Raw genomic sequence first — 12,327 nt, 5'->3', positions numbered from 1 at the left:
CGTCGCACACCGGGCACGGCGGCGGCGCCGGCGCAGGCGACGAGGACCAGCGCGGCGGCGGCGAGCAGCGGCACGGTTTCACCCCAGGTCCGCGCCGCGATCGGCGCGAGCGCGTAGCCCAGCGGCATCGCGCCCAGGGAGACCAGCCAGTCGTACGAGGTGACCCGGGCGAGGACCTCGGGTGGGAACTGTTCCTGCACGACGGTCTCCCAGACCGGGTTGAGGTAGCCGAGGGCGGTCAGGGCGACGCCGTAGGCGGCGATGACCAGCGGGGCGGGCGCGGCGACGGCCAGCAGGGCGAGGGGGGCCGCGTAGCTGGCGAGTCCGAGGGTGGCCACCAGGACCGGTCGTCGGGGGCGGATCCGCGCGGCGAGCAGCGAGCCGGTGAGCATGCCGACCGCACCGGCCTGCAACAGCATCACCCACACGCCTTCGCCGCCGAGGCGTCGCACGGCGACCGCCGGCCCGAGGGTCATCAGCACGGCGGCGGCGCCGTTCCAGGCGCCGTGTCCGATGAGGCTGGTCCAGAACCAGTTGCGGGCGCGGACCTCCCGCCAGCCGTGCACCAGGTCGGCGAGGACGGTTCGCCTCGGCACCGGGACGTGGCGGACCCGGATGACGGCGAGCAGCAGCGCGCTGAGCGCGAACGACGCGGCGTCGAGGATGAACGCCCAGCCTGGACCGGCGGTCCAGATCAGCGCGCCGGCCAGGGCCGGGCCGGCGAGGCGGCTGGCGTTGGCGGTGACGCCCATCAGGGCGTTGGCCTGCTGTCGCCCGGCCGGGTCGACGGTGCCGGCGACCAGGGGGGAGGCGGTGGGGATGGCGAACGCGCCGGCGGCGCCGCCGACCGCGGCGGCCACCGCGACGGTGCCCAGCGACGCGTCGCCGAGGAGTTGGAGGCCGACGACGAGTTGCGTGCCGCAGCGGATCAGGTCGGCCGCGATCGCCACGTGGCGGGCGTCGAGCCGGTCGGCGAGCACGCCGCCGAGGGGCAGCAGCAGAAGGCGGGGCACCATCGCGCAGGCCAGCACGAGGGCCAGCGCGGAGGCGGAGCCGGTCGCGCGGAGCACGGCGAGGGCCAGGGCGGCGGGCACCACGGCGTCGCCGACGGCGGAGAGGGTGCGGCCGAGGAAGAGCAGTTGGAAGGACCGTACGCGCAGTGGGTGCGTCACCCACCCAGCATACTTAGACATCGAATATTTAGGAGTCGAATATTTCGGCGCTGGCGTAGGGTGACCGATGTGACCACCCGTGACCGGATCGACGAGCACGTCGAGCGCTGGCAGGCCGTGCTGCCCGACCTCGACCCGGACACGGAGGGGGCCGTGACGCGGATCCAGTTCCTCACCCGCCACCTGCGGGAGGACAAGGAGCGGGTGCTGGCCGACCTCGACCTGCAGCGCCACGAGTTCGACACCTTGCAGGCCCTCGCCGGCCGGCACGGTCGGGCGGCTCCCTCCGATCTGGCCCGCGACCTGGCGATGGCGCCGGCTTCGGTCACCGCCCGGGTCGACGGCCTCCTGCGCCGGGGCCTGGTGCACCGCATCCCGTCCACGACCGACCGACGCCGGGTCGACGTCGAGCTGACCGAGGCGGGTTGGGCGGCCTGGCAGGGGGCCATCGAGGTGCGGGGGGCGGAGGAGCGCCGGCTGCTCGGCGCCCTGGACCCCGACGAGCGGCGCCTGCTGTCCGACCTGTTGCGCCGGATCGTGCTGGTCGCCGAGCGGCCGGCCGCCCGACCCGACAACGCCACGGCCGCCGACCGACGACCTGAAGCTGCTCGACGACCTGAAGATGCCGGTCAGTCGCCGCCGAGCGGCTGACCCAAGTCGGCGATCCCGAGAGACCGGTGATGGTCACGTCCCGCGCCGGCTGGCGGGGGCGACAGCGCCTGGTGGTGGGGCCGACCTGAACAGGACGCGTGACCCGCGGCTGGCGGACCGGTCGCGAGCCGTCGGCCGGCGTGGCGGCGGCTGATCCTCCGCGGCGTAAATCATCTGCGCCCGGACCATCTTGTTAACCTCGGTGCATGACCTCGTGCTCGCCCGGTGGTGCCCCCGACCTGATGTTTCTCCTCTCCTGGGCCAGTCACGCGCTGATGGCCGAGCACGCCGCGGGGCTGGCGGAACTCGGCATCTCGCCGCGGGAGCACCACGTGCTGCTGCGGGCCCGGTCCGGGGGCCTCACCCAGCGGCAGATCGGCGAGCAGTGCGGGATCGACAAGACCACGATGGTGGTGACCCTGGATCAGTTGGAAGCCACCGGCCTGGCGCACCGCCGGCCGTCGCCGACCGACCGCCGGGCCCGGCTGGTCGAGGTCACCGCCGAGGGCGGGAAGGTGCTCGACCGGGCCCAGCAGATCGCCGCCCGCATCCAGGAGGACGTGCTCGCCTCGCTGCCCGAGGCGGACCGGGCGGCCTTGCTGCGCTCGATCGAGCAGCTCGTGCGGGGCCGCCTGGCGGGCGGGGGACCGTGCGGGCCGGGCAGCCGACCTGGCTTCTAGTCCCGTGAAAGATAGTTCAGGTTAAGACGATCTGATACGGTCGCATGTGTTCGTTCCGTTGACCGAGGAGCAGCCATGAGTGCGACCACGCATCCCGTCACCACCGTTCCGTCCGTCCGTCGGCGCGCGCTCGGAGTGGGCGCCGCCGTCCTGGCCTGCGCGCTGATCTGGGCCGTCGGCGCGTTCTCCGGTGTCGACTACACCGTCAAGAACCCCGGCCAACCCGCGATGGAGATCGGCCTCGCCCCGGTGGTGACCGTCTCGCTCGGCGCGGCCCTGCTGGGCTGGGTGGGCCTGGTCGTCCTGGAGCGCTTCGCCGGCCGCCGGGCGACCGTCATCTGGATCACGCTCGCGGTGGTGTTGTCCCTGCTCTCCCTTCTCCCGCTCTTCGGCACCGACGCCACCACCGGCGCCAAGGTCGCCCTGGGCGCGATGCATCTGGCGGTGGCGGCGGTGCTGATCGCGTTCCTGCCGGCCCGGCGCTCCTGACCGGAGCCACGAGGATCGCCCGCCCGGGCGGCGCCGGCACGTCCGCCGGCGCCGCCCGGGTGTGAAAACTCCGTTGACCGGGCGGTGAGGATCGACGGGTGACGACGACCTGGACGGTGGCCCAGTGCCACCCCGATCAGCCCGACGCGGTGACCCTGCTCGAGGAGTACTACGAGGAGATGGTGCGCCGCTACCACCGCCGGCCGGTCCGACCCGGCGAGGTCGAGGCGGCGATGGCCGACGACCCGAGCGACGACCTGGCCCCGCCGACCGGGTTCTTCCTGATCGCCCACCGGGACGGGCAGCTGGCGGGCTGCGCGGGGCTGCGGCACCGGCCGGAGTGGGCGGAGCTGACCCGCGTCTACCTGCGCCCCGCACACCGTGGGCGCGGTGGCGGGGCGGTCCTGTTGACGACGGTCGAGCAGCGGGCCCGCGCGAACGGGATCCACCGGATCCGGTTGGACACCCGCAGCGACCTGGTCGAGGCCCGCGCCCTCTACGCCCGGCACGGCTATCGCGAGATCCCGGCGTACAACGGCGGCGTCTACGCCGAGCACTGGTTCGAGAAACTGCTCCCGTCGGACTTGACGACGCCCCCGGTTCGCGCTAAATAGTGAAGAGGAAGTTGAGTCACCGAGACTCAACCCAACACCTTCGGCCAGGAGAACCGAGGAGGCAGGACCATGCTGATGCGCACCGACCCGTTCCGTGAGATCGACCGGCTCGCCGAGCAGTTCTTCGGCACCGCCGCCCGCCCCGCCGTCATGCCGTTGGACGCCTACCGCGACGGGGACTGGTTCTACGCCGCGTTCGACCTGCCCGGCGTCGACCCGGACAGCATCGACTGCACAGTGGAACGCAACGTGCTGACCGTCCGGGCCGAGCGACGCCGCCCCACCGGCGACAACGTCGAGCTCGTCGCCGCCGAACGCCCGATGGGCACCTTCACCCGGCGGCTCTTCCTCGGCGACACCCTCGACACCGACAAGCTCGAGGCCGGCTACGACAACGGCGTGCTGACGCTGCGGATCCCGGTGACGGAGCGGGCCAAGCCCCGCCGGGTCGCCGTCACCGCCAACGGCAACGGCCGCAAGCAGATCGACGCCTGATCCCGCCCGGGGTGGGGCGGCGGACACGGCCGTCCCACCCGGTCAGGTCGGCGGGGGCGGCGACGTGCTCGTCGAGGATCGCCCTGATCCGGTAGGTGCGCACCTGCACCCCCGACCACCAGGTGCCAGACGACGACATCTCGAGCACGGCGCTCAGCCCTGCGGTGGGTTCAGCCAGCTGTCCAGGTCGTAGGCGAGGCTGCAGTATTCGTCGCTGCGGTCGGTGATGGTCTCGTACAGCTCGCCGTCGTTGCCGAGCTTCATCGCCAGTTCAGTCTCGAAACTCGCCGCCATCCCGAAGATCGGATGACCGCCGCGCGTCGGGGGTGATGGCCTGAAGGTGCGGGAGCACCCCGCCGACCTCGACTCGACCTCCGCGGTGCAGCGCCGCGAGCGACACGTCGAAAGCCACACCCGACTGCATCGCCGGGCCGAGGGTCAGGGTCACCCGGGACCGGTCCTCGTGTGTCCGGCTCCACTTGATCCGTTACGGACCGAGGTCAGATGATCCGTGACGGCTCCGACTAGAAGATATTGCGGCCGTGGGTTGGTCACCGCTGCGGTGGCGCGGCGCCGTGCGGCGCTTGTGTCGGCACCGGCGCCCCGCATCAGTTCACGGGCTGGTGAAGACGGTCGCGGATTCGGCGGAGTTCGCGGTTCGCCCTGCCTTCCACCTGGTACAGGGCTTGCAGCACTCCTGGCGTCTTGACAGGCAGCCATCCGGCTGCCTAAATTAATGCAGCCGAAAGGCTGCATATCGACAGATGGCAACCGGGTGCGAGGGCGGGCATGGACGAGGTGTTCAAGGCGCTGGCCGATCCGAGCCGGCGCGCGCTGCTTGACTCGCTCAACGCCCGCAACGGGCAGACGCTGCGCGAGCTGTGCGCCGGACTCGACATGGCCAGGCAGTCCGTCAGCAAGCACCTCGCGGTGCTGGAGGAGGCCGGGCTCGTCGCCACCGTGCGGCGGGGCCGGGAGAAGCTGCACTACCTCAACGCCGCGCCTGTGCACGAGATCGCCCACCGGTGGATCAGCCGCTACGACCAGGCCAGGGTCCAAGCCCTGGCGGACCTGAAACTCGCCCTGGAGGAGACCCCGATGGACGCGCCGACCTTCGTCTACACCACCTACATCCGCACCACCCCGCAGAAGCTCTGGCAGGCGCTGACCGAGCCCGCCTTCACCCGCCGCTACTGGGCCACGGAGTTCGCCACGGACTGGTCCGTCGGCTCGCCGATGACCTGGGACAACCACGGCGTGCTGATCAGCGACCCGGAGCAGGTCGTGCTGGAGGCCGAGCCCTACAGTCGGCTCTCCTACACCTGGCACGCCATCACCCCGGAGCTCGCCAAGCGCTTCGGCTGGGACGAGGAGCTGCTCGCCCGGCTGTCCGGCGAGACCCGCTCGAAGGTCACCTTCACGATTGAGGAGGCCGCGCAGGTCGTGAAGCTCACCGTCGTGCACGACGGCTTCGAGCCCGGATCGAGCCTGGCCGAGATGGTCAGCCACGGCTGGCCGAACGTGGTGGCGAGCCTGAAGTCGCTGCTGGAGACCGGCGAACCGTTGCCGGACGATGCGTGACCTCCCGCGCAGCGGAACGTAGGCGCCGTTCCAGTCCCGGCCACCCCACACGACGCGGTAAATGACTCAGCCGCTGCCGACTAGCAGGGTGCCCAGCAGGGACGAGCCGAGCACCGGGAAGCGGTTACGACAACAGCGTGCTGACGCTGCGGATCCCGGTGGCCGAGCGGGCCAAGCCCCGCCGGGTCGCCGTCACCGCCAACGGCAACGGCCGCAAGCAGATCGACGCCTGATCCCGCCCGGCGCGGCGGCAGGGCCGTCCTACCCGGTCAGGCCGGCGGCGGGTAGAGCGCGGCGAGGGCGTGCGCGGTGGCCGCGAAACGGTCCCGCAGCTCGGCGGGGGCGAGCACCTCCACCTCCGCGCCCAGCTTGAGCAGTTCGATGTGCCCGTGTTTCACCGACTCGACGGGCACCGTGGTGCGTACCCAGCCGTCGGCGTCCGGCTCCGAGGCGGCCGCCCGGGCCGCCCGGCTCATCGCCGGCGGGAAGACGTACGTCATCAGCTCCAGCGCCGCGGGCGTCACCCGCACCCGGGCCTCGTCGCGGTAGACGCCGCGTTCGTACCGGTCGGCGTGCTCCTGCCAGCACCGGGCCAGGTCGAAGTCCGCCGGCCGGTCGACGGGCTCGTCGAGGACGGTCAGGTCGAGGATCGCCCCGACCCGGTAGGTGCGCACCTGCGCCCCGGCGGCGGCGACCAGGTACCAGCGGCCGGCCTTGAGCACCACACCCAGCGGGGAAAGCGTGCGAGTCACCTCGCGGGGGGTCTTCCACCGCCGGTAGCGCAGCTGCACGCGCCGGTCCTCCCACACCGCGCGGGCCAGGGCGGCCAGGTGCGGGGTGGGCTCCGGCTCGCGGAACCAGCTGGGGGCGTCCAGGTGGAACCGGTGCCGGATCCGCTCGCCCCTCTCGGCCAGGTCGGGCGGCAGCGCGGCGCGCAGCTTCAGCTCGGCGGCGGCGAGCACCGACCCGAGTCCCAGGTCGGCCGCGGGGCCGGGCACGCCGGCCAGGAAGAGCGCCTCGGCCTCACCGGCGGTCAGCCCGGTCAGTCGGGTGCGGTAGCCGTCCAGCAGCCGGTAACCGCCGGCCGGTCCGCGTTCGGCGTAGACCGGCACCCCGGCGGCGCCGAGGGACTCCACGTCCCGGTAGACCGTGCGCACCGACACCTCCAGCGCCCCGGAGAGCTCCTGGGCGGTCATCCGGCCCCGGGTCTGCAGGAGCAGCAGCAGGGACACCAGCCGACTCGCGCGCACCGCCCGACCGTACCGCCGGCCGCCGGATCCGGCGGGTGACCGCGATCGCGTCGGGCGCGCCTCCTCCCGTTTCCCACCCGGGGCTGAGAACCTTTTTCACATGCCGTTTCCCGACGCTCCGGTGCTGCCCCGCCCGGCGGCCCCGCTCGCCCTGCCCGGCGGGCCGACCGACTTCACCGAGGCGTGGCTGCGCAACCGGCGGCTGTCCGCGCACACCCGCGACGCCTACCGCAGGGACATCGCCGGCTGGCTGGCCTGGTGCGCCGGCCGGGAGCTCAACCCGCTGCAGGCGAACTTCCTGCACGTCAACGAGTACGGCCGGACGCTGGAGGCCACCCTCGGCGCGCGCACCGGCAGACCGCTCACCCCCGCCACCGTCGCCCGCCGCCTCTCCGCCCTGTCCAGCTGGTACGACTTCCTGGTCAAGCTGCGCGCGGTCGAGGCGAACCCGGTCGCCGGCGCCGACCGCCCCCGCATCGACCGGGACCACTCGGCCACCGTGGGCCTCACCCCGGAGGAGGTCGCCGCGCTGCTCGCCGCCGCCGAGGCCGACACCGGCCCGACCGCCGCCCGCAACCGCGCCGCGATCGCGCTCCTGGCCGACCTCGGGCTGCGGGTGGGCGAGCTGGTCTCGCTCGACCTGACCGACCTGGGCGCCGAGCGGGGCCACCGCAGCGTGCGGTTCGTCGGCAAGGGCGGCAAGCCCCGCCGGCGCGCCCTCACCCCGGGCACCGCGTACGCGCTCGACGCGTACCTGGCGCAGCGGGCGGCCGCGCAGGGCGTGGCGGTCTCCGAGCTGACCGGTCCGCTGCTGGTCACCGCGACCGGTGGCCGGTTGGACCGGCACTCGGTGTTCCGGCTGGTGCGCCGGCTGGCGCAGGCCGCCGGCATCCCGGCGTGGGCCAAGCTGTCGCCGCACTCGCTGCGGCACGCCTTCGCCACCACCGCCCGCGCCGAGGGCGTCCCCCTGGAGGACGTGCAGGACGCGATGGGGCACGCCGATCCGCGCACCACCCGCCGCTACGACCGGGACCGGCACAACCTCGACCGGGACCCGGCGTACGTCATCTGGGCCGCGCGGGCCCGCCGCCGCGGCTGACCGGCGGGCCCGCGGCCGTCAGCCGCGACGGCAGATGCAGAACGGCTGCCCGACCGGGTCGATCAGCACCACCCAGCGCTCGCCGCCGGGCTGGAAGTCCGGCTTCGTCGCGCCGGCGGCGACGAACTCCTTCTCGGCCAGCGCGAGGTCGTCGACGTACAGGTCGAGGTGGTAGCGCTTGCCGGCGTTCTCGTCCGGCCAGGATGGCGGGCGGTACCCCTCGACCAGGCCGAAGCCGACGGCCACGGCGCCGGCGGTGACCATCGCGTACTCCGGTTCGCTGTGGGTCAGCTCCCCACCGAGGACGCGCTGCCAGAAGGCGGCGTGGGCGACCGGGTCGGAGCTGTCGAGGTTGACCATGGCGAGGTCGGCGGTGATCGTCATGCCGGCAGTCTGCCGCCCGTACCTGCCACCTGCTGTCAGGTACGCCCGCCGACCTGCATCGTGCGCCCCGCCGCGGCACGTCAGCCGGCTCCCGCGCTGCACGACGGCGGGCATCCGCCAGGAGCACCTCACCTGCGGAACCCGGCTCCGGCGGGGTCACGCAGCTCGCCGGTGACGGCGGCGAGGGGTGTCGGCCGGCACCGGCGACAACGACCGGGCCAGGTCGACGGCGCCGACGAGCACCGCGACAGGACCGACTTTCCTGCGGGCGGACCCGCCGGTTCTCTACGGTCGACAGGTGGGTGCCGAGCAGCGGTGGAGCCGGCCGGCCCGGCGAGGCCGGCCGGTGCGCACCGGGCTGGTGTTCGCCGGCGTGTCGGTGCTGCTGTGCTGCGTGGGAGTGGCCGGGCTGGGCGCCTGGAACGTCCAGGTGGTCACCCAGGCCAGCGGCCCGGTGCGGGAGACCGCCGACGGGTTCCTGCGCTCGGTGTCCGCGGGCGACACCGACGGCGCGTACGACCTGCTCTGCGCCGACGCCCGCAGCCGGTGGAGCCCGATCGGGTTCACCAGTTGGCTGCGCACCCCGCCCGTGGTCAGCGGCTACGAGATCGTCGACGTGTCGGTGGCGACCCGGCGCGGCCGCCCGCACGGCACCGTGACGGTGCGGCTGACCCGTGACAACGGCGCCACCGAGGAGCGGCAACTGGCGGTGGTGCGGGAGGACGGCGACTGGCGGGTGTGCGGTGACCCGTACTGAGCCGCCGCTGCCCGGCGGGGGGACCGAATGCGGGGCCGTGGACTGCTCAGCGGCCGGGGCCGAGGTCGCCGGAGCGGTAGTGGCGCCGGCAGAGCACCTGGTAGCGCACGTCGGCGCTTTCCATGGTGTCGCCGATGACGACCTGCGCGCCCTCGCGGGCCACCGTCCCGCCGACCACCCGGGCGTTGAGCAGCCCTTCCCGGCCGCACCAGCAGAGCACCTCGACCTGGATGCGGGCCACGGAGTCGGCCAGTTCGAACAGCCGCCGCGCGGCCGGGAACAGGCAGGACCGGAAGTCGGTGGCCAGCCCGAACGCGTACACGTCGACGTCGTAGCTGTCGACCAGTTCGGCCATCTGCTCGACGTGCTCCAGGTTGTAGAACGACGCCTCGTCGCAGATCAGGTAGTCGACGCGGATCCCCTCGGCCCACTTCTCGCGCACCAGGGCGCGCAGGTCCAGCTCGTCGGTGACCTCGATGGCCTCGTGGGCCAGGCCGATGCGGGTGGTGACCTGCGGGCCCAGCGACCGGTCGATGCGGGTGGTGACCAGGCCGCGGCGGCCCTGCCGGGAGTGGTTGTGGTTCATCTGCAACGCCATGGTGGACTTCCCGCAGTCCATCGGCCCCCAGAAGAATTTCAACGCCGCCGCGTGCAGCGGACGCCCGTCGACGCCGCGCGCCGCGGCGCACCCGGTGGGGGAGTCGTCGGGGCCGGGCAGCGGGCGCGCCAGACAGGTCGGGGCGGCGGCGTGGTCGGTCACGGTCGGGCAGCCTAGCCCATCGACGCACCCCGATCGGGCGGGCGCGGCCGGGACACCCGGCCGGCTCAGAGCACCCGGGGCGGGGTGTTGCCGGCGGCGACGATGGCCCGCCGGATCGGCACGGCCAGCAGGAGCAGGAACCCGACCACGAAGAAGATCAGCAGTGAGACCAGGCCCACCCGGTAGGAGTTGGTGAGCTGGAACACCAGGCCGAAGGCGAGCGGCCCGAGCCAGCTGGTGCCCTTGTCGCTGATCTCGTAGAAGCCGTAGTACTCGCCCTCCTTGCCGGCGGGGATGAGCTGGCTGAACAGCGACCGGCTCAGCGCCTGGCTGCCGCCGAGCACCAGGCCGATGCCGGCGCCGAGCACCATGAACGGCAGCGGCGCCTCGGCGGGCAGCCGGAACGCGGCGAGGATCACCCCGGTCCAGAGCACCAGGCTGATCAGCACCGTCTTCCAGGCGCCGATCCGTTTCGCCAGGGCGCCGAGCAGCAGCGCGCCGCCGACGGCGAGGAACTGCACCAGCAGGATGGTCACGATCAGGGTGCTCTGGCCCAGCCGCAGCTCCTCGGTGCCGTACTGGCTGGCCAGCGCGATGACGGTCTGGATGCCGTCGTTGTAGACCAGGAACGCCAGCAGGAAGAACAGCGTCAGCGGGTACGCCTTGATCTCGCGCAGGGTGCGCCCGAGCTGCCGGAACCCGCCGGTGAACACGTTGCCGCGGCCGGCGAGCGCGGCGGCGGTGGGGTGTTCGCGCAGCCAGCGCAGCGGCACCAGGGTGAACGCCGCCCACCACAGCCCGGCCGACACGATCGACCAGCGGGCCAGGTCCAGGGTGCGCTGGTCGTTGCCCTCCTCGCCGAGCATGGTCACCGCGACCAGGTTCAGCGCGAGCAGCAGGCCGCCGCCGAGGTAACCGAGGGCCCAGCCGCGGCTGGAGATGCCGTCGCGGTCGTCGGGGCCGCCGAGCTGCGGCAGGAACGAGTTGTAGACGACCACGCCGGCGCCGAAGGCGATGTTGGCCACCAGGAACAGCGCCCCGCCGAGCAGGTAGCGCTCGCCGGTGACGAAGAGCATGCCGACGGTCGCGGCGGCGCCGGTGAACGCGGCGGCGGCCAGCAGCCGCTTCTTGTGCGCCGACCGGTCGGCGACCGCCCCGATCACCGGCAGCACGAAGACGGTGAGGAACACCGACAGCGACACCAGGTACGGGAAGTACGACCCGGCGGCGACCTTGATCCCCAGCGGGTGGACGTACCCGCCGCAGGTGTCGGCACCCAGTTCGCACCCGGCCGCGAGTTCGGTGACCGTGGTCAGGAACGGGCCGAGGAACACGGTGATCACGGTGGTGGAGAACGCCGACATCGCCCAGTCGTAGAAGTACCAGCCGGTGCGTTCACGGCGGGTGCTCGCCGGGGCGGGGGTGTCGTCCACCTCGGGGGTGACGGTCTCGGCCATCGGGGTCCTTCGGCGCTCAGGCGGCCCAGTGGCCGCGGCTGCGGTAGACGTCGCGCAGCACGCCGACGTGATCGGTCATGATGCCATCCACACCGAGGTCGAGTAACTCGTGCATCTCGGCAGGTTCGTCGATCGTCCAGACGTGCACCTGCAGGCCGAGTCGGTGGGCGTAGCCGAGGAACCGGCGGTCCACCACGGGCACCCGTCCGTAGCGCACCGGCACCTGCGCGGCGATCACCGACGGGGGCAGCCGCAGCGCCCGACCGGTCAGCGACGCCATCCGCAGCCGGGCCACCCCCCGCATGCCGAGCCCGGTGGCGATGCGACCCTCGGTCAGGGCGCGCCTCCGGGCCAGCCGGGCGTCGCTGAACGAGGCCAGCAGCACCCGGTCGGCGGCGCGGGTGCGGGCGACGGTGGCGACCGTCGGCTCGACCCCGCCGTCGGCCTTGACGTCGATGTTGAACCGGACCCGCGGCCAGGCGTCGAGGACCTCGTCGAGGCGGGGCACCAGGGCGGCGCCGCCGACGCGTACCGACGCCAGGTCGGCCCAGCGCAGCTCGGCGATGCGCCCCGCCTCGCCGGTGACCCGCCGCAGCGTCGGGTCGTGGAAGACCACGGCCACCCCGTCGGCGGTGGCGTGCACGTCGGTCTCGACGTACCGGTAGCCGAGCCCGATCGCCCGGGCGAACGCCGCGGCGGTGTTCTCGTCGCCCTCGGCGGCGCCGCCGCGGTGGGCGAACGCCAGCGGCGCGGGGGCGTCGAGGTAGGGATGACCGGTCGGCACGCAGCGCAGTATGCCGGCACCGGGTGGCCGCCGGGTGAGCGGGCGGTGGCGGCTCAGGACACCCAGTCGCCGGTCGTCGCGACGACGGCCGTGCCGTCGAGGTCGGACAGCTTCAGCCCGACGAACCGGCGGGCCGCCTCGGAGGTCTGCACCC

The 12,327-nt window shown here is 73.3% G+C and carries 16 protein-coding genes; 8 read left to right on the top strand and 8 right to left on the bottom strand.

Annotation, left to right across the window (positions count from 1 at the left end; all coding sequences use genetic code 11):
- Positions 1-1,172, bottom strand: a 1,172-nt coding sequence (locus NCC78_RS18055) for an MFS transporter (protein ID WP_250795800.1), incomplete at its 3' end; no start/stop codon positions are given.
- Positions 1,173-1,241: 69 nt separating this feature from the next.
- On the opposite strand from NCC78_RS18055, the gene NCC78_RS18050 reads away from it, so the two are divergent.
- The 5 genes from NCC78_RS18050 (at position 1,242) to NCC78_RS18030 (ending at position 4,101) form a co-directional block, all read left to right on the top strand.
- Positions 1,242-1,823 carry a MarR family winged helix-turn-helix transcriptional regulator gene (locus NCC78_RS18050; RefSeq protein ID WP_250795798.1) on the top strand — a complete coding sequence of 194 codons (582 nt, stop codon included), beginning with the start codon at positions 1,242-1,244 and terminating at the stop codon, positions 1,821-1,823.
- 206 nt (positions 1,824-2,029) lie between these two features.
- On the top strand, positions 2,030-2,503 hold the full coding sequence (locus NCC78_RS18045) for a MarR family winged helix-turn-helix transcriptional regulator (protein WP_250795797.1): 474 nt from the start codon (positions 2,030-2,032) through the stop codon (positions 2,501-2,503).
- Between the two features lie 75 nt (positions 2,504-2,578).
- Positions 2,579-2,992, top strand: coding sequence for a DUF6069 family protein (locus tag NCC78_RS18040; protein ID WP_250795796.1), 414 nt, complete (start codon positions 2,579-2,581; stop codon positions 2,990-2,992).
- Positions 2,993-3,090: 98 nt separating this feature from the next.
- Positions 3,091-3,606 (top strand): GNAT family N-acetyltransferase, encoded by a 516-nt coding sequence (locus NCC78_RS18035; protein ID WP_250795795.1) that lies wholly within the window; start codon positions 3,091-3,093, stop codon positions 3,604-3,606.
- Positions 3,607-3,675: 69 nt separating this feature from the next.
- Positions 3,676-4,101, top strand: a complete 426-nt coding sequence (locus NCC78_RS18030) for an Hsp20/alpha crystallin family protein (RefSeq protein WP_250795794.1) — start codon at positions 3,676-3,678, stop codon at positions 4,099-4,101.
- Positions 4,102-4,254: 153 nt separating this feature from the next.
- On the opposite strand, the gene NCC78_RS18025 is transcribed toward NCC78_RS18030, so the two are convergent.
- Together NCC78_RS18025 and NCC78_RS18020 are read right to left on the bottom strand one after the other, a co-directional pair.
- Positions 4,255-4,395: a hypothetical protein gene (locus tag NCC78_RS18025; protein ID WP_250795793.1), complete on the bottom strand. Its 141-nt coding sequence runs from the start codon at positions 4,393-4,395 to the stop codon at positions 4,255-4,257.
- A complete protein-coding gene (locus NCC78_RS18020; RefSeq protein WP_250795791.1) occupies positions 4,373-4,549 on the bottom strand; it encodes a hypothetical protein in 177 nt (58 codons plus the stop codon). The genes NCC78_RS18025 and NCC78_RS18020 overlap by 23 nt, the downstream gene beginning before the upstream one ends.
- 341 nt (positions 4,550-4,890) lie before the next feature.
- On the opposite strand from NCC78_RS18020, the gene NCC78_RS18015 reads away from it, so the two are divergent.
- A complete protein-coding gene (locus NCC78_RS18015; protein WP_250795790.1) occupies positions 4,891-5,682 on the top strand; it encodes an ArsR/SmtB family transcription factor in 792 nt (263 codons plus the stop codon).
- A gap of 269 nt (positions 5,683-5,951) precedes the next feature.
- Here the strand turns inward: NCC78_RS18015 and NCC78_RS18010 are convergent, their stop codons facing one another.
- Positions 5,952-6,932: a helix-turn-helix transcriptional regulator gene (locus NCC78_RS18010; RefSeq protein ID WP_250795789.1), complete on the bottom strand. Its 981-nt coding sequence runs from the start codon at positions 6,930-6,932 to the stop codon at positions 5,952-5,954.
- A 100-nt stretch (positions 6,933-7,032) separates the two neighbouring features.
- Here NCC78_RS18010 and NCC78_RS18005 point away from each other — a divergent pair, with 100 nt between their 5' ends.
- Positions 7,033-8,031 (top strand): tyrosine-type recombinase/integrase, encoded by a 999-nt coding sequence (locus NCC78_RS18005; protein WP_250795788.1) that lies wholly within the window; start codon positions 7,033-7,035, stop codon positions 8,029-8,031.
- Between the two features lie 18 nt (positions 8,032-8,049).
- Here the strand turns inward: NCC78_RS18005 and NCC78_RS18000 are convergent, their stop codons facing one another.
- The gene (locus NCC78_RS18000; protein ID WP_250795787.1) at positions 8,050-8,415 is read right to left on the bottom strand and encodes a VOC family protein; all 366 of its coding nucleotides are present in this window, start codon (positions 8,413-8,415) and stop codon (positions 8,050-8,052) included.
- 298 nt (positions 8,416-8,713) lie between these two features.
- Here NCC78_RS18000 and NCC78_RS17995 point away from each other — a divergent pair, with 298 nt between their 5' ends.
- Positions 8,714-9,172 carry an Rv0361 family membrane protein gene (locus NCC78_RS17995; RefSeq protein WP_250795786.1) on the top strand — a complete coding sequence of 153 codons (459 nt, stop codon included), beginning with the start codon at positions 8,714-8,716 and terminating at the stop codon, positions 9,170-9,172.
- 46 nt (positions 9,173-9,218) lie between these two features.
- Here NCC78_RS17995 and NCC78_RS17990 read toward each other — a convergent pair whose 3' ends face one another.
- From NCC78_RS17990 to NCC78_RS17980, 3 genes are all read right to left on the bottom strand, one after another.
- Positions 9,219-9,932: a thymidine kinase gene (locus NCC78_RS17990; protein ID WP_250795785.1), complete on the bottom strand. Its 714-nt coding sequence runs from the start codon at positions 9,930-9,932 to the stop codon at positions 9,219-9,221.
- A 65-nt stretch (positions 9,933-9,997) separates the two neighbouring features.
- Positions 9,998-11,389 (bottom strand): MFS transporter, encoded by a 1,392-nt coding sequence (locus NCC78_RS17985; protein WP_250795784.1) that lies wholly within the window; start codon positions 11,387-11,389, stop codon positions 9,998-10,000.
- Positions 11,390-11,405: 16 nt separating this feature from the next.
- On the bottom strand, positions 11,406-12,173 hold the full coding sequence (locus NCC78_RS17980) for a glycerophosphodiester phosphodiesterase family protein (RefSeq protein WP_250795783.1): 768 nt from the start codon (positions 12,171-12,173) through the stop codon (positions 11,406-11,408).
- Between the last annotated feature and the right edge of the window lie 154 nt (positions 12,174-12,327).

The sequence above is a fragment of the Micromonospora phytophila genome, assembly GCF_023656545.1.
Classification (GTDB): domain Bacteria; phylum Actinomycetota; class Actinomycetes; order Mycobacteriales; family Micromonosporaceae; genus Micromonospora; species Micromonospora phytophila.
Note: the sequence above shows the minus strand (reverse complement) of the source record. Positions and strands in the feature narration are given on the sequence as shown.

Bases quoted from the DNA above. Each gene is read 5' to 3' on its own strand.
- NCC78_RS18000 (WP_250795787.1), bottom strand. From the start codon at position 8,415: ATGACGATCACCGCCGACCTCGCCATGGTCAACCTCGACAGCTCCGAC.
- NCC78_RS18025 (WP_250795793.1), bottom strand. From the start codon at position 4,395: ATGGCGGCGAGTTTCGAGACTGAACTGGCGATGAAGCTCGGCAACGAC.
- NCC78_RS18040 (WP_250795796.1), top strand. From the start codon at position 2,579: ATGAGTGCGACCACGCATCCCGTCACCACCGTTCCGTCCGTCCGTCGG.
- NCC78_RS17985 (WP_250795784.1), bottom strand. From the start codon at position 11,389: ATGGCCGAGACCGTCACCCCCGAGGTGGACGACACCCCCGCCCCGGCG.
- NCC78_RS18030 (WP_250795794.1), top strand. From the start codon at position 3,676: ATGCTGATGCGCACCGACCCGTTCCGTGAGATCGACCGGCTCGCCGAG.
- NCC78_RS18045 (WP_250795797.1), top strand. From the start codon at position 2,030: ATGACCTCGTGCTCGCCCGGTGGTGCCCCCGACCTGATGTTTCTCCTC.
- NCC78_RS18005 (WP_250795788.1), top strand. From the start codon at position 7,033: ATGCCGTTTCCCGACGCTCCGGTGCTGCCCCGCCCGGCGGCCCCGCTC.
- NCC78_RS18015 (WP_250795790.1), top strand. From the start codon at position 4,891: ATGGACGAGGTGTTCAAGGCGCTGGCCGATCCGAGCCGGCGCGCGCTG.